Source organism: Anaerostipes sp. CAG:276 (assembly GCF_000432215.1).
Classification (GTDB): domain Bacteria; phylum Bacillota; class Clostridia; order Lachnospirales; family Lachnospiraceae; genus Anaerostipes; species Anaerostipes caccae.
Genome location: NZ_FR889191.1, coordinates 129,649 through 146,437, shown reverse-complemented (window position 1 = coordinate 146,437; position 16,789 = coordinate 129,649). Strand labels below are relative to the sequence as shown.

15 protein-coding genes, 1 pseudogene and 1 other annotated feature are annotated in these 16,789 nt (G+C 45.1%); all 16 genes and pseudogenes read right to left on the bottom strand.

Annotation, left to right across the window (positions count from 1 at the left end):
• Positions 1-361 (bottom strand): annotated as a pseudogene (locus tag QVP35_RS09555) (hypothetical protein); the annotation flags it as partial.
• Positions 297-761 carry a hypothetical protein gene (locus QVP35_RS09550; protein ID WP_288187851.1) on the bottom strand — a complete coding sequence of 155 codons (465 nt, stop codon included), beginning with the start codon at positions 759-761 and terminating at the stop codon, positions 297-299. The gene QVP35_RS09550 and the pseudogene QVP35_RS09555, both read right to left, overlap by 65 nt.
• A gap of 68 nt (positions 762-829) precedes the next feature.
• Positions 830-1,075, bottom strand: coding sequence for a hypothetical protein (locus tag QVP35_RS09545; RefSeq protein WP_022261091.1), 246 nt, complete (start codon positions 1,073-1,075; stop codon positions 830-832).
• A 163-nt stretch (positions 1,076-1,238) separates the two neighbouring features.
• Positions 1,239-1,955 (bottom strand): RNA polymerase sigma factor, encoded by a 717-nt coding sequence (locus tag QVP35_RS09540; protein WP_256129256.1) that lies wholly within the window; start codon positions 1,953-1,955, stop codon positions 1,239-1,241.
• Positions 1,956-1,970: 15 nt separating this feature from the next.
• Positions 1,971-2,348, bottom strand: coding sequence for an RNA polymerase sigma factor (locus tag QVP35_RS09535; RefSeq protein ID WP_009290687.1), 378 nt, complete (start codon positions 2,346-2,348; stop codon positions 1,971-1,973).
• A 117-nt stretch (positions 2,349-2,465) separates the two neighbouring features.
• Entirely contained in the window at positions 2,466-3,509 is a 1,044-nt protein-coding gene (locus QVP35_RS09530) for a sigma-70 family RNA polymerase sigma factor (protein ID WP_006565654.1), read from the bottom strand.
• Between the two features lie 216 nt (positions 3,510-3,725).
• Positions 3,726-4,511: a tryptophan synthase subunit alpha gene (gene trpA / locus QVP35_RS09525; protein ID WP_009290686.1), complete on the bottom strand. Its 786-nt coding sequence runs from the start codon at positions 4,509-4,511 to the stop codon at positions 3,726-3,728.
• Positions 4,501-5,691, bottom strand: coding sequence for a tryptophan synthase subunit beta (gene trpB / locus QVP35_RS09520; RefSeq protein WP_009290685.1), 1,191 nt, complete (start codon positions 5,689-5,691; stop codon positions 4,501-4,503). Before trpB ends, trpA begins: the two co-directional genes overlap by 11 nt.
• A complete protein-coding gene (locus QVP35_RS09515; protein WP_006565657.1) occupies positions 5,684-6,307 on the bottom strand; it encodes a phosphoribosylanthranilate isomerase in 624 nt (207 codons plus the stop codon). The genes trpB and QVP35_RS09515 overlap by 8 nt, the downstream gene beginning before the upstream one ends.
• Positions 6,304-7,083: an indole-3-glycerol phosphate synthase TrpC gene (gene trpC / locus QVP35_RS09510; RefSeq protein ID WP_009290684.1), complete on the bottom strand. Its 780-nt coding sequence runs from the start codon at positions 7,081-7,083 to the stop codon at positions 6,304-6,306. The genes QVP35_RS09515 and trpC overlap by 4 nt, the downstream gene beginning before the upstream one ends.
• Before the next feature lie 10 nt (positions 7,084-7,093).
• Positions 7,094-8,731, bottom strand: a complete 1,638-nt coding sequence (locus QVP35_RS09505; protein ID WP_009290683.1) for a bifunctional anthranilate synthase component II/anthranilate phosphoribosyltransferase — start codon at positions 8,729-8,731, stop codon at positions 7,094-7,096.
• Complete coding sequence (gene trpE / locus QVP35_RS09500; protein WP_009290682.1) at positions 8,728-10,185, bottom strand: anthranilate synthase component I; 1,458 nt, start codon at positions 10,183-10,185, stop codon at positions 8,728-8,730. Before trpE ends, QVP35_RS09505 begins: the two co-directional genes overlap by 4 nt.
• A 50-nt stretch (positions 10,186-10,235) precedes the next feature.
• Positions 10,236-10,492, bottom strand: a binding site (T-box leader).
• A gap of 369 nt (positions 10,493-10,861) precedes the next feature.
• A complete protein-coding gene (locus tag QVP35_RS09495; protein WP_022261089.1) occupies positions 10,862-11,416 on the bottom strand; it encodes a hypothetical protein in 555 nt (184 codons plus the stop codon).
• A gap of 307 nt (positions 11,417-11,723) precedes the next feature.
• On the bottom strand, positions 11,724-12,920 hold the full coding sequence (locus tag QVP35_RS09490) for an NADP-dependent isocitrate dehydrogenase (protein WP_009290680.1): 1,197 nt from the start codon (positions 12,918-12,920) through the stop codon (positions 11,724-11,726).
• 83 nt (positions 12,921-13,003) lie between these two features.
• On the bottom strand, positions 13,004-14,722 hold the full coding sequence (locus QVP35_RS09485; protein WP_009290679.1) for a [FeFe] hydrogenase, group A: 1,719 nt from the start codon (positions 14,720-14,722) through the stop codon (positions 13,004-13,006).
• The gene (locus QVP35_RS09480) at positions 14,716-16,548 is read right to left on the bottom strand and encodes an NAD(P)-binding protein (RefSeq protein ID WP_009290678.1); all 1,833 of its coding nucleotides are present in this window, start codon (positions 16,546-16,548) and stop codon (positions 14,716-14,718) included. The genes QVP35_RS09485 and QVP35_RS09480 overlap by 7 nt, the downstream gene beginning before the upstream one ends.
• Between the last annotated feature and the right edge of the window lie 241 nt (positions 16,549-16,789).

Here is a 16,789-nt window from a genome sequence, read left to right as displayed (position 1 = left end):
TCGTGCCGTCCTGAATATATCCCTGATAGCCTGGGTCAGGCTCTGCCGTTACGCTGCTGACATAATCATTCCCTCCGGCCGCTCCGATCCCGGGCATATTTGTGCTTTTATCTCCGATGGCAATGACAACCGTATCTCCGCCGCTAATCTGCACATTTTTCAGCTTGTAGTCATTTCTATAACCTATACTTGTCCCGATACCCGGTGCATTTGCACCTCCCTTTGCTTCAACTTTTCCTCCGGTTATATATAATCCATCAAAGTCGCTTCCGTATCCTCCGCCAATCCCTGGGCCATTAGCAGTACCAATTGCTTTGACATTGCCCCCTGAAATCCTGATATTTTTTATATCTTCCTGCATATTCACACTGCAGAGTGAGGAAACCATCCATCCCATCTTTGGCAAGGGCTGTTCCTCCAGTACTACCAGTTCCATAATTGCACCTCAATTTCTTATCCCCCTTCAATGTAATCGTCACATCGGCATGTGAGACAACCACACAGTTTCGGGTAATGTTATTGCTTTGAATCTTTACATTGTCAAATGTCAGTTCCGTTTTAACCCCTTTTGCTACAACCACGTTGTAATTCACGGTCTCTCCTATAATATAATAACCATTCGGATTCAGCTCTGTCTCTGCCTCTGAAAGTCCTCCGCCTGATGCACCAGTCTGATTGATCCTAATATTACCAAGACTCACATCCAGCATAGTCTGTCCTTCTTTCGTCTTTTTCAGAGACTTTTCAGAAACTTTATTCACCAGAGGGACGATCGTCTCATTAGCATCCAGGAATGTTTCTGTAATATTTTCTGTATTCTTAAATCTGCTTAAGCCCCCCCAATTTCTTCCATGTCTTTTGACAAATCTCCCGCTTGGGTACTGGTTTCGGTCTCCGATTCTTCTGTTGTCGATTCTGTATCCTCTGTATTTCCTATGTCCGCTTCAGGCTTTCTATCCTCTGTCGGTTCTGTTGCCACCTCTGCTGCTTCCTGTACATCGGACTCGGCAAAAACCATAGCCTGTCCCGTTCCAAATACAATGACCAACAAGAAGACTAAAATTTTTCTTTTCATAACTGCTGCTCCTTTTCCTCGTAATCTGACATTTTTTCTTATCAGGTATTGGTACCGTAAAAAAGAGTTAGACCAAAAACCAATATTTTTTATTCCACAGAACAGTTTTCCTGTGGAACAAAAAAAGAAGGAGCACCAGCATGGCAATCCTTCTTGATCTCAGTTATTTCTGCCGGAAGTCAAAAATCTCTGTTGTTCCGTCCTTTGATTTTAAATGGAGTTCAAAATCATTCACAAAAACAGAAAAATACAGAACCTTTTTCTGACTACTGTAACTTTCCGGTCTGAAAATCTTTCCTTTCTTGTCTTTTGCAAACGTGCTTTCGAAGTTTACATCTCCGGTCACATAAATCTCAAGCCTTTCCTTCTTCTTATCCCCCCTGATTCTGGTCACATTTACCGGAACCGACACTGGCAATGTTTTTTTCACTTTCTTTTTCGGTATCCGTAGTCCGGACAGATCGTGAGTCTCCCAGTCCGGACTTTTCAGCTGAATTTCATGGAAGTCCTGCTCCGGAAGATCCGTGCTCCCGAATACAAGAACTCCCGTGATTCCGACTCCCTCGGCCACGGCAGCTCCCATCACAGCCTTCTTGATCATGAGAGTGCCCTGCTTCACTCCTTTTTTAGACGCATAAGTAAGAGACTCCTGCAGGAACGGATAGAGAGTAAAGACACCGAAGCTTCTGATGTTCAGCACATCCCGTTCCTCCTGAGGAAGCATCTCGATCTGTTTTTTCAAATTCTTTCTGGCGTTAAACAAAAGATTTTTTACTGCATTCTCTTTGCAGTCCAGGACCTTTCCGATTTCTTTCATCCGCATCTGCTGAAAAGAGTAAAGTAACAGAGCAGCTCTCTGCTTTTCCGGCAGCTTCTGGATACACCTGTTCAGCAGTTATGACTTTTCATTCTGCAAAACTACATCCTGGGGAGTTTCACTGCTGTCCGTCAGACTTTTTATAAATTCAATGTTGTCATCCCCGATAAAAGCTTCTTCATTCTCTTTTATAGATTTTACGCAGCAATGATATGTAATCTGGCGCTGCCAGGCACAGAACGCCATATTATCTTTTAAAGAAGGCAGAGACCGGTACACTTCCAGATAGATTTCCTGAAGAAGATCTTCCACCTTATTTCTATTTTTACAGAAATTATAGACAAAATAACGGGTCGGCTCTATGGTCGCTTCGTACAGATAGGCAAACGCATCTCCACTGCCCTGTTTCGCCTGTTCTACATATGGAACCAGTTCCTCATACCTTTTCTCTCTCATCTTTTACCCTTTTCCTTTGCAGCTTCATGTTTCGATGCAAAGTATAAAGGAGAATGAAAAAAAATCAACCGGGGGAATTTTCCTTCCGCCGGCTGATTTTTTAAAAAAGTACCAAAATCAGTCTTCAATATAGGCTCTTAGAGATTTCGTTTCCTTTTTCATTTTCAGCTTTCTCAAAGCTTTTCCTTCGATCTGGCGTATGCGCTCTCTCGTCACATGATATTCTCTCCCTACTTCCTCCAGTGTCCAGATCCTATTTTCTACAAATCCAAAACGCAGCCTTAAAATCGTCTGTTCACGTTCGGTGAGTTCCGACAATATCTCATTTATCTGTTCAGAGAGAATTCCCTGCTCCGCCGTCTGATATTGTTCCGGCATGCTCTCGTCCGCTACAAAATTCATGAGCATCGCATCTTCCTCTTCTCCGACCGGAGAGTCTAGAGATACAGTGTCACTGTACAATCTCATGATCTCATCCATCTGATCCCTGCTGATTTCCATCAGTTCTGCCAGTTCATCCGCATTGGGTTCCCGTCCGTTTTCTTCCAAAAATTTTCTGGCCGCACCACTGACTTTCCCCATCTTTTCTTTCATGTGGACGGGTATCCGGATCGTCCTGGCCTGGTCCGCGATAGCCCTCGTGACAGACTGCCGGATCCACCACATGGCATAGGTACTGAACTTGTATCCTCTTCGGTAATCAAACTTGTCCACCGCTTTCATAAGTCCTATATTGCCTTCCTGGATCAGATCCAGAAGCGCCATGCCGCTGCCTGCAGCATACCTTTTTGCAACACTGACGACCAGACGCAGGTTGGAATTGATCATTTTATCTTTTGCCGACTGGCTTCCCGCTTCAATTTCCTTTGCCAGTCTTTCTTCCTGGTCTTTGGAAAGCAGCGGAATCCTGCCTATCCTGTGCAGATAAGCCTTCACTGAATCCTCCATCACAGCATTTTCAGCTTCCGCCGTGTCTGCATGGCCTGCCGCTGTAAAATCCGAAAATTCTATATTTTGGTCTTTCAGACGGCCGATAACATAATCAAATTCCTGCTCACTCAAACTCTTATCAAAGACCTGATCGACCTCATCCAGCTGAATGACATTATGGTTCTGCCCGGCAGCCTTTATAAGTTCTTGTATCCGTTCCTCTATCTGCACTGCAGTGTAACTCCTTTCTCTGAAAAATAACAACGTGGACAAACTTTCCTATGGAATAAAAGAAGACCGGAGTTAATTCCGGTCTCAGCATTTTGTATTATATACTTATTTTACCACATTTTTTAAAATTTAATAAGTTTTCAGAAAAATATTTTTAAATTTTATTAATATCTGACATTTACTCATCTATATAATTTGTACATTTTGCACAAAATTTTATTCATCCAGCGCATCCCGAAGGCTTTTTGTAAACTCATATACTTTTTTTGGACTGTCTTCCCCATACTCGCTGATGATCTTTACAATAGCGCTGCCCACGATCACGCCGTCACAATACTGACTCATCTTTTTAGCCTGCTCCGGACCTGAGATTCCAAATCCTACGGCACAGGGGATTTTTGTATTTTTCTTGATCACATCAAAAAACGCGTCAAAATCCGTAGAAAATTCATTTCTTGTCCCCGTCACACCAATGGATGAGACACAGTACAAAAATCCCTCTGCGTCCTTCGCAATGGATTCGATTCGGTCGTGAGAAGCAGGCGTTACCAGGCTGATGTTGTCAACACCATGAGCCGTAGCTGTTCCCTGTATCTCATCCTTCTCCTCAAACGGCATATCCGGCACGATGACACCGTCAATCCCGCATTCATTACAGAGGTCAAAAAAACGTTCCGTCCCAAAACGGTAAATCGTATTTAAGTACATCATCATCACAAACGGTGTATCCGTTTCATTTCTGAGTTCCTTCACCATCTTAAAAATTCCGGCCAGCGTAGTTCCGCCTTCCAGCGAATGCTGGCTGGCTTCCTGGATAACGATCCCTTCTGCTATGGGATCAGAAAACGGAATTCCGATCTCTACGATATCCGCACCGGCATTTACCATACTCATGATATTTTTCTTTGTAGTCTCATATCCAAAATCACCGGACACGATATAGGTAATCAGCGCTTTCTGTCCATTTTTCTTTCTCTTCTCAAATGCTTCTTTAATTCTCATCTAACTTCACTCCTCTATATCTTGCTGCCTGAAACACATCCTTGTCTCCCCGGCCGGACAGACAGATCACAACACTTTCATCCTTTTTCATATTCGGGACAATTTCCATTGCTGCAGCTACCGCATGGGCTGATTCAATGGCCGGAATAATCCCTTCCATCTTTGTTAAATACTCAAATGCGCATACCGCCTGTTCATCCGTGACGCTCATATATTCTGCCCTGCCAATGTCATGAAGGTGGGCGTGTTCCGGTCCGATTCCCGGATAGTCAAGACCTGCGGAAATAGAATAAACCTCATCAATCTGTCCTTCCTCATTTTGAAGAAAAAGGCTCTTCATTCCGTGAAAAACACCCTTGCTTCCCCTGGCGATCGTGGCCGCATGCTGGATTGTATGAACCCCTCTTCCCGCCGCCTCGGCTCCGACAAGGCGCACATTCTTATCTTTTACAAAGTCATAGAAAGCTCCCATGGCATTGCTCCCGCCGCCCACGCAGGCGATCACACAGTCCGGAAGTTTTCCTTCCTTTTCCTGCATCTGGCGTTTCGTCTCTTCCCCGATGATCTTCTGAAAATCCCTGACCATGGTCGGATAAGGATGAGGCCCCATAACAGAGCCGATGCAGTAAAAAGTTGTCTCAATATTCGTAGCCCAGTCTCTCATAGCTTCGTTGATCGCGTCTTTTAAGGTTCGCGTACCGCTCTGCACGGCCACAACTTTTGCTCCCAGCAGTTCCATCCGATAAGCATTGAGACTCTGGCGTTCCACGTCCTCCGCTCCCATGTAGACGACACATTCCATATCAAACAGCGCCGCCACTGTGGCTGTGGCCACTCCGTGCTGCCCTGCTCCGGTTTCGGCAATGATGCGCTTTTTGCCCATCCTCTTCGCAAGCAATATCTGCCCCAGCACATTGTTGATCTTATGGGCTCCGGTGTGATTTAAATCTTCCCTTTTCAGGAATACCTTTGCACCTCCCAGATCTTTGGTCATGCGCTTTGCCTCGTAAAGCATAGACGGCCTGTTTGCATAGTTTTTATAATATTCATGCAGCTCTTCCAAAAAGTCTGGATCATTTTTATATGTTTCATATGCCTCATTCAGTTCATTGACCGCGTTCATCACGATCTCAGGCACATACTGTCCTCCGAAATCTCCGAATCTTCCGATTTTACTCATCTTTTCCTCCTCTTACACACTGTATTACCTTGAGCATCTTTTCCCTGTCTTTTACCCCTTCAGTCTCAATCCCGCTGGAGATATCAATCCCATACGGCTCTGCCTTTTTTAAGATCTCCGGCAGATTCTCAACCGTAAGACCTCCCGCTATAAAATACGGTTTCCGGATATCTGCCTGGTCAAGCACCGCAAAATCCATGACTTTCCCCGTGCCTCCATAAGACTCTTCTGAGAAACTGTCCAGCAAAAGCTTATCCGCCGGGAGTCTCTGTGCCTCCTGAATATCTTTTACCATTCTCACCCGGACAGCTTTCCATAGTTCTTTTCCGGTTTCATGTTTCACTTCTTTGATGTACTCTTCTCCTTCATCTCCGTGCAGCTGAATGATGTCGAGTCCCGCCTCTTCTGATATGGAAATCAGGGACCGGAGCGGTTCATTTACAAAAACGCCGACTTTCTTAATGGACGGGTCCAGCTGTTCCCCCAATTTTTTTGCCTCTCTGCCGCTGACTTTTCTTCTGCTCTCAGCAAAAACGAATCCTATATAGTCCGGAAGGCACTCATTTGCGTAAATTATATCGTCCGGTCTGCGAAGCCCGCACATTTTAATTTTCATAGGCTTCCTCTCAGTTCATTGATTGTATTTTTAATATCTCCTGAACGCATCAAAGTCTCTCCGATCAGCACCGCATCGGCTCCGTACTCTTTCACTTCCTTTATATCGTCTCCGTTTTTCATGCCGCTCTCAGAGACGAGAACTGCATCATACGGCACCAGTTTTGCCAATCGTTTCGTAGTATTCAAGTCCACATGAAATGTTTTCAAATCCCGGTTATTGATGCCGATAATATCACATTTGCACCGGATGACTTTTTGAAGTTCCTCCTCATTGTGGACTTCTGTCAGACAAAACAGTCCCAGAGATGCCGCCAGCCGGGAAAGCTTCAAAAGTTTTTCTTCCGAAAGGATCGCAGCAATCAGCAGGACTGCATCGGCTCCCAGCACTTTTGCCTCATAAATTTGGTATTCGTCAAATATAAAGTCTTTTCTCAGGATCGGCAGGTTTACGCTGGCTCTGATATCCGCCAGATACTTACTTGCTCCTTTAAAAAAATGTTCCTCTGTCAGACAGGAAATAGCGTCTGCACCGGCTTCTTCATAGGCTTTCGCCTGCTCTGTTGGACGGAAATCTTCTGAAATGATTCCTTTGGAAGGAGACGCTTTCTTTACTTCGGATATGATGGATATGCCGTCAGCCTTCAGGGCGGCTCTGAAATCCAGAGAGACTCTCTTGGAATTTAAAGCCATTTCCTTCATATCTTCCAGCGGAAAATTTTCTTTTTCCCTCTCAAGCTGTTCTTTTCTCTTCTCTACAATATCGTCTAAAATCATTAGTGTTCTCCTAATAGCGATTGGTAAATTCAATGAATTGGTTGAGTTTTTCTATGGCCCTGCCGGAATCAATCGACTGCCTTGCCATCTCGATTCCTTCCTTCATATCTTTTGCGGCCCCTATGGTATAGAGGGCACTTCCCGCATTGAGAAGTACGATGTCCCTTTTCGGCCCCTGTTCTTTTCCAGTCAGGATTTCTCTTGTGATAACCGCATTTTCATCCGATGTTCCTCCTTTGATGGAGTCCTTTTCTGCCATAGGGATTCCGAATTCTTCCGGGCTGATCTTATAAGAAATCAGCTTCCCGTCCCGGATCTCACAGATACTGGTCGTATCGGATATGGAGATCTCATCCAGGCAGTCATCCCCGTACACGATCATTGCCTGCTTCACACCCAGATTCTGCATGACTTCCGCCATAGGTCTCAGAAGATCTTCCTCGTATACACCCAGTACAATATAATTTGTCATGGCCGGATTTGCCAGAGGCCCTAAAATGTTAAATACAGATCTCACTCCAAGCTGGGCCCTCACAGGTCCGGCATATTTCATAGAGCCATGGTGTGTCTGTGCAAACAGGAAGGCGACTCCCACCTCCTCCAGGCATTTCTGATTCTGCTCCGGAGAAAGTCCGATCTTGGCACCCAGGGCTTCCAGCACATCGGCCGCCCCGCTTTTAGATGAGACACTTCGGTTTCCATGTTTTGCAACCTTCTGTCCCGCCCCTGCGATCACAAATGCGGATGTTGTGGAGATATTAAAACTGCTGGCCAAGTCACCGCCGGTTCCTACAATATCAATGGCCTCTGTCTCATTGGGAACAACGGCTGCTTTCGCGCGCATGACTTTTGCAAATCCTGTAATTTCATCCACAGTCTCATGGTTCATGCGCAGCCCTGTGACAAAACTTGCGATCTGCGCCTGGGTCGCGCCTCCTGACATAATGCAGTCCATAGCTCCGTATGCCTCATCAGCTGTCAGATGTCTTCCCTCGACAATTTTTTCTAAATATGGTTTCATCGCAGTTTTCTGTGCCGGTTCCATCTCTTCCACCTTCTTTTCTGTCTTTGTCTCTATACCTGCTATCTTTAAGAAATTTTCAAAAATTGCTTTTCCGGATTCCGTCAAAATAGATTCCGGATGAAATTGTATCCCGTACACGTCATAGTCTCTGTGTTTTACAGCCATGATCTGTCCCTCATCGTCTTCGGCCGCAACCGTGAGCACTTCCGGTATACTCTCCCCCTCAAGGATCAGAGAATGGTATCTGGCTGCCGGGATTATTTCCGGCAGTCCCTGAAACAGAGGAAGACTGCTGTCAATCTGAATCTTACTCTGTTTTCCGTGCATCAGAGTTTTGGCACGAACCGTCTTAGCCCCGAATACCTCACCGATGGCCTGGTGTCCCAGACAGATCCCAAGCACCGGAACTTTTCCTGCAAAATACCGGACTGCCTCCTTTGAAATACCCGCAGATTCCGGATATCCGGGTCCCGGAGAGATAATCAGCGCTTCGATCTCTCTTTGTGCCAGTTCTTCCACTGTAATCTCATCATTTCTGACGACTTCAATATTCTCATACAGCTCGCCGATCCCCTGACAGACGTTATAAGTAAAAGAATCGTAATTGTCTATTAATAAAATCATAATTCTGCCGCCTCCTTAATCGCATTGATGACTGCCAGCGCTTTGTTTTTAGTCTCTTCGTATTCTTTTTCCGGTTCTGAATCAGCCACAATTCCAGCTCCTGCCTGGACATATCCTTTCCCATCTTTAAAAAGCACCGTACGGATCGCGATACACGTATCAATGTTCCCGTCAAATGCCAGATATCCCACGGTCCCGCCGTATAGCCCTCGCTTTTTATCTTCTAACTCGTCAATGATCTCCATGGCTCTGACTTTTGGGGCACCGGACAATGTGCCGGCAGGAAGTATGCTCATAAGGGCATCCAGTGCAGTTTTGTCTTCTCTCAGCTCGCCCTGTACGTCGCTGACTAAATGGGTCACCTTCGAATATTTTTCTACTGACATAAAGTTATCCACACGTACTGTTCCGAACCGGCTGACTTTTCCCACATCGTTCCGCCCTAGATCCACAAGCATCGTGTGCTCCGCCTGTTCTTTGGGATCATGCATGAGCTGCCGGACCAGAATATCATCCTCTTTTTTCGTCGTTCCTCTCGGCACAGTACCCGCAATCGGTTTCGTCGTCACGATTCCATTTGTGACACTTACGAGCATCTCCGGAGAGGCACCTGCAATCTGATAATCTACGAAGTCAAAAAAGTACAGGTACGGCGATGGATTTGTTGTTCTTAAACACCGGTAAACATCAAACGGATCTGCCTCGCTTTCCACCTCAAACCGCTGTGAGAGCACAACCTGAAAGATATCGCCGTTTCTTATGTATTCTTTTGCTTTTTCTACCTTGGATTTGTACTCTTCTTCTGTTATATTTGAAATTACCTTTGTCTCTTTTTTATCTGTGCGTTCTTTTCTGGACATCCGGAAATTGTCGATCTGTTCGATCAATTTTCTTGCTCTTGGCTCCAAACTCTTATACTTTGTCTCCAGATCATCCTCCTCATGAACATTCTGGATCACGATCACCCGGTTTGTCAGGTGATCAAATGCGACAATCTCATCATACATGCACAAATGGCATTCCGGCATGTTCAGATCATCCTCGGGCACATTAACCAGTTTCTTTTCCACAAACCGAATGGTATCATAACCGAAATATCCGATAAATCCTCCGGTAAGCTTTGGTTTATCAACAAGTACCGGAGATTGGTATGCATTGACCATTTCGATTAAATATGCAATATGGTTTTCCACTGTCTGTTTTGTTCCGTCAATCTCTATTTCTGTGCCGTTTATCTTTACTTCCTTTTTGGGATTCACACCGATAAATGAATACCTTCCCCACTGATCTCTGTTTTCCACACTTTCCAGCATAAAGGACGGGGTACCGGCCTTTCGAAGTGCCATAAAAACCTGAATCGGTGTCACATGATCGGCCAGCACCTCATAAAACACCGGTACTGTCGGATAAATCGTCAATAAATTTTTCACCTGTTCTAATGTTGGACTTAACATAGAATCCTCCTATCTTTTCTAAATAACAAAAAAGGCCTGTCATCCCTCATACAAGGGACGATAGACCGTGGTGCCACCCAAATTTAAGAGTCCTTCTGAAATTACAGACTCTCCTCTAAGAGTACTCCGCCTAAACTTTTATACTCCGTTCCCGTAACGTGGGATCACGTCGACAGTTACTGACAATATGCGTTCTCTGCGCTCCTCACAAACCCATTCGCATGACTCGTATCTGCTGTCTTCCACCAACCGGCAGCTCTCTGTAAAACCGTTTGCCAAGCTACTTACTTTTGCTCAAAGGATTTCTCAATTTTTTATTATTATATTCCAGGGTGTCAAATAATGTCAAGTGTTTTTTTCTTCATGTGCATCAGTATAAGGATGGAAATCATTCTCACTTCAAGGATTGGAAGTATCAGAATTCTATTTAGATTCAGTTGAAATGAGATTCGTACATCTGATGCCGCGTAATGAAGTAGTAGTTTATAATTGAGAAGAGATGAATGATATATTCGTACAAGATATGGTGAGAACGACTCCTCATCCTTAATTTACATTATAATACATTTCCCTTTGTTTTTCAACCATAAATTTACTATTATTACATTCTTATCTTAACCAAAGCATTTGTTTTCTAATTTGTTAATTCGTTCAGAATGATCTTCTGCTATTTTTTTTAAGTATTTATATTCTCCAAAGATTCTGTCTCTATATTTGTGGCCAAGCGAAATGTGATGTCTTTGTTTTGCAGATATCCATCGTGTAATGCTCCCAGTTTTGGCAGTACTTCATTATCCAGTGTATTTCCGATTTTTGATACTATATCTTTTGTTCCGGACAGGTCTTTTTCTATCTTGTCTGTCTTTCGTATAAGCAAAGTAATCTGATTCTGCATCGTATCCATCTGCCTGTCAAAAATATGAAACTTCTCATCTACTTCGCCTAAATGCTTCTCTATTGTGTTAAATCTTTCATCCTGTTCGCCCAAATGCTCTTCTACTGCATTGAATCTTTCATCCATTTCTACCAGATGCGTTTCTACCGTGTTAAACCTTTCATCTATTTCTACCAGATGCGTCTCTACCGTATCCAATCTGTTCTCCACTGTATCCAACCGACTCTCCACTGTTTCGAGTCTGCCTTCTATGGCCCCCAGCTGCCGGGTGATCGGACTCAGCTTTATATCAAACAATCCCGCAAGCTGCTGAAAATCTTCATTCGATAACACCATAAACTCCCCCTTTCGTTATTCAAAATTTATCTTTTGCAGTCACTTGGTAAGTAGATTTTAGAGTAATTATGCTATCGATTATACCATGTTGCCAATATGAAATCAACAATTTTTTCCATTTTAGTATGAACACTTTGCATACCAGATGCGATTTGACGTAGTCAAATGATTTCCTAAGTAATAAAAAAAGATCCTGGCCATGTGGCTATCAGGATCCCCTTCTTTATCGTAAATATCTCCTCGCATTAGAGGAAAACCTGCTGAATAAGTATCGGTTAAACAGGAGGTAATATTTTATAATTGTTTGTTATAATTTCTCAGCGATTGCTTTAATAAACTCCCCGCTGTTTGCAACTTTGACGTTCTTAAGCGTAGTAATCAATGCAAGATCTTTTGTCATCGTACCCTCTTCTATCGTATCAATCGTCGCCCTCTCAAGCCTGTCTGCGAATTTAACCAGCTCTTCATTGGAATCTAATTCGCCGCGCTTTCTCAAAGCTCCTGTCCATGCAAAAATGGTTGCAACAGAGTTGGTGGATGTCTCTTCCCCTTTCAGGTGCTTGTAGTAATGACGCTGTACTGTTCCGTGCGCCGCTTCATACTCATAATATCCATCCGGCGATACTAAAACAGAAGTCATCATGGCGAGAGATCCGAATGCGGAAGATACCATATCACTCATCACATCCCCGTCATAATTTTTACAGGCCCAGATATAGCCTCCCTCTGACTTCATGACACGGGCAACCGCATCATCGATTAATGTATAAAAATACTCGATGCCTGCTGTCTCAAACTTTTCTTTATATTCTGCATCATAAATCTCCTGGAAAATATCCTTGAAGGTATGATCATATTTCTTTGAGATGGTATCCTTTGTGGCAAACCAGAGATCCTGTTTTGTATCCAATGCGTATGTAAAACAGCTCTTCGCAAAACTCCGGATGGAACCCTCTGTGTTATGCATGCCCTGAAGGATTCCTGCTCCGTCAAAATCATGAATGAGCTCTTTTATCTGAGTTCCGTCTTCTGCCGTGTATACCAATTCTGCTTTTCCCGCTCCAGGTACTTTGATCTCGACGCCTTTGTAGACATCACCGTAAGCATGTCTTGCAATGGTAATCGGCTTTTTCCATGTGCGGACTGTCGGTTCAATTCCTTTGACGGTGATCGGAGTTCTGAAAACTGTTCCGTCCAAAATAGCACGGATCGTACCGTTCGGGCTTTTCCACATCTCTTTTAAGTCATACTCGTCCATTCTTGCGGCATTCGGAGTAATCGTAGCACATTTGACAGCAACACCATATTTTTTGGTTGCTTCTGCCGCATCAAAGGTCACCTGATCATCCGTGGCATTTCTGTGCTCCAGACCAAGGTCATAATATTCCGTCTTCAGGTTGATAAAAGGGAACAAAAGGTCGTCTTTGATCATTTTCCAAAGAATTCTTGTCATTTCGTCCCCATCCATCTCAACCAATGGTGTCGTCATCTCTATCTTGCTCATACTGGTTCTCCTTTTCTTACATTCTCCATAAATTGTTACTATTATAGCGAAAAAAGAAAACCATGTCAAAGAGATTGATAGATTCAGACCTGGTGTTCCGTATGCAGCAGCTGGTGTGCCCTGTGAGACAGTGGTTTCTCAAAGAACTCCTCATAGAGGTTTTGTATATCCGGATTGTCATGTGAAAAACGGATCTCTGTATCCCGGTCCAGGAAGTAGAGGCTTGATCCTCTCTCTTCTGCCAGTTCCTGCCCGTCATGGATCGGCTGGCCTCCGCCTCCGGCGCAGCCTCCCGGACAGGCCATAACCTCGACGAACTCATACTTCACTTCTTTTCTGCGTATGGCTTCCATCAGATTCCTTGTGTTGCCAAGACCGCTTACTACGGCGACACGGATGACATTTCCCGCCACATCAAACTCGGCTTCTGTCCATCCCTGGCGTTTGACTCCACGGATCTCACGAAAAGCATCCGCATCCGGATTCTCCCCGGTCACAAGAAAATAAGCCGACCTCAAAGCCGCTTCCATAACACCGCCGGTTGCCCCAAAAATAACGCCTGCACCTGTGCCTGTTTCAAACGGAGAATCAAATTCTCCTTTCTCCAAAAACTGAAGATTTAAATGTTCTGCGCGGAGCATTCGGTCCAGTTCTCTTGTGGTCAGTACGCAGTCAATATCATGGCCTGCATATTCTTCATAAAATAAATCCATCTCCCTTTCCGCTTTCTTAGCCAGACACGGCATAATGGACAGCGTAAAGATTCGTTCCGGATCTACTCCAAGTTTCTTTGCAAAATAAGTCTTCATGACCGCTCCGAACATCTGCTGCGGAGACTTGGCTGTGGAAAGCCTTCCAATCATGTCCGGGAACTGAGTCTTTATAAATCTTACCCAGCCGGGACAGCATGAAGTAAACATAGGATACTCTTCTAAATCCCCATCCTGCAGACGTTTGACAAACTCGCTTCCCTCTTCCATGATCGTAAGATCGGCAGAAAATGTCGTATCGAATACATAGTCTATTCCCATTCTCCGAAATGCCGTCACAATCTTCTCAACCGGTGCTTCCTCTCTGGAAAGGCCAAGCTGCTCCGCCCAGGCAGCCCTGACTGCCGGTGCGATCTGAGCAACCACGATCTTGTTTTCATCTTCCAGGGCGCTGAACAGCATAGAAGTGTCGTCCCTCTCCCTCAGCGCCCCGACCGGGCAGTGTGTGATGCACTGTCCGCAGAGAGAACAGTCCGCGACCCGGATATCCCGGTTCCTGGATACATCCACCGTTGTCCTTGCCCCGGTGCCGGATACATCCCATACATTCAGCCCCTGTACCTTATCACAGATCTGAACGCAGCGCATACATTTGATACACTTGTTCGCATCCCTGATCAAAGGAAATGTCTTATCCCATTCTTTATGTACGAATTCTTTTTTAAATGGGTTCTCCAGTATGTTAAAATCATTTGCGATCTTCTGAAGGCTGCAGTTCATGCTCCTGCTGCAGGTGATGCACTGCCCGTCATGCTGTGACAAAAGCATCGAAACCGTTTTTCTCCGGTTTAACCGCACCTTGGGACTGTTCGTATAGATGACCATGCCCTCTTCCACTACATTATTGCAGGATGTGATCAGTTTGTCTTTGCCTTCCATCTCCACAACGCAGACGCGGCAGGCACTGATTTCATTAATGCCTTTTAAATAACAGAGCTTTGGGATATCGATATGAATGGAAGCTGCCGCCTCCATAATTGTCGTGCCCTCAGGCACCGTTACTTTCATTTGGTCAATCGTCAGTGTTACCATTTCGTATCCCTCCCTCCTTTAAATACTCCGAATCCAAAGTGGTCACAGCGCAGGCACCGCCCGGACTCCTGATAAGCCTCAGCTTTTGACATACAGTTTTCTACTCCTTCAAAATCTTGTACACGTTCTCCGGCCTCTCTCTCTGTCATATTCACCCGGCCGCACGGAGGACGGTCGTTAAGACGCGGCTCCGGAATCTCCACATCACAGGTGATTTCATGATGAAAGCCGAGATATTCATCAATATTTGCAGCAATGACTTTTCCAGCAGCGATGGCAGAAATAACCGTGGCTGGCCCCGTTGCACAGTCTCCCCCTGCAAACACTCCCGGAATATCGTCAAACCCTCCGTATTTTTCAGTCTTGATCTTGCCTCTCTGAACAGGTACTCCGTTCTCCTCAAAATGCTCATACAAAATATCCTGTCCGATCGCCACTACAAGTGTCCCGCATGGGATAAAGACATCTTCCTCACCGGTGGGCTTCACACTAGCTCTGCCGTTTTGTATCCTGCTGATCATCTGGGGCGTTACCCAGATCCCTTTTACATTTCCGTCTTCTGAAACCTCGATCTTCGACGGAGCCATCAGGGTCTTCACCTCAACCCCTTCTGCCACGGCTCCCTGAATCTCTTCCTCCAGAGCCGTCATATCGGCAACTCGCCGCCGGTAGACAATACTTACTTTTTTTGCGCCGAGACGGACTGCTGTCCGCACCGCATCCATGGAGACATTGCCTCCGCCGATCACTGCCACTTCCCGTCCCTCCAGGCACTCACACCGTCCATGGCCTACATCTCTTAAAAACTGGACTGCGGAAATGACACCTTTTGCGTCTTCTCCTTCGAGTCCAAGCTTTTTATCGGTGCTGGCGCCGATGGATATCAGGACAGCATCGTGCTGTTCCCTCAATTCACTTACAGAACAATTCTTTCCAATGACAGTGCCATACTGCACCTTGACGCCGGTGGCCAGGATAGCCTCGATATCTTCATCCAGCCGTTCCTTTGGAAGCCGGTAATTTGGAATGCCGTATCTTAACATGCCGCCCAGCTTCGGCAGCATCTCATAAATTGTAACATCGTGTCCCATCAGTCTAAGATAATAGGCAGCACTCAGCCCTCCCGGTCCGCCGCCTACAATGGCTACCTTTTTTCCAGTCTCTTCACCGCATGGCGGAGGAGGAACTTTGCCGGCAAAATCTGCGGCTACCCGTTTTAATCCCCGAATATTTACCGAATCATCGATCATATTTCTGCGGCACTTAGCTTCGCACGGATGCTCGCATATAAAACCGCAGGTTGTCGGAAGGGGATTGTCTTTGCGTATCAGGCGGACGGCATCCGCGTACCTTTCTTCCCTGACCAGGGCAATATAACCCGGAATATCGACTCTCGCCGGACATAAAGACACACAGGGCACCGGAAGTTTTAACGACATCAGGCAACGGTTGTACATGATATGTTCAAGATAATCATCTCTGAAACCGATCACTCCTTTATATACCATATTGGCAGCCTCATAGCCGATCGCACAGTCTGCTGAATCCATGATTGACTGCGCCGTATCCCTGATCAGTCCCAATGTCTCTATAGTTGCCTTTCCATCCAGGACATCATTGATCAGATTTTTAAGCTGGCCAAGACCAATCCTGCAGGGCACACATTTGCCGCATGTCTGCGCATGACATAACTCAAGAAATGCCCTTGACATATCGACCGGACAGATCCCCGGCGGACTGGACTCGATCCTTCTCTCCAAATCTTTATACAGACCCTCCATCACAATCTGTGCACGGCCCGGTGTTACAATTTCTAAACGACTCATTCCATCACCCTTTCTTTCATAAATATTGTATCTAATTATATACAATTTCCATTTGTCATACAATAGTTTTCGTCTAAAAACACCGTTAATTAAATAACGAAAAATCGCATAAATCCGGGATTTTTACACATCTTATTCATAGTATTTTGATTCTGCATACTGCTGAACCCTCATATTTTCGTGCAAAATATTTCATACGCCAGCAAAAAACTTGTATATTTTTTTAACAATCTGTTTTTAC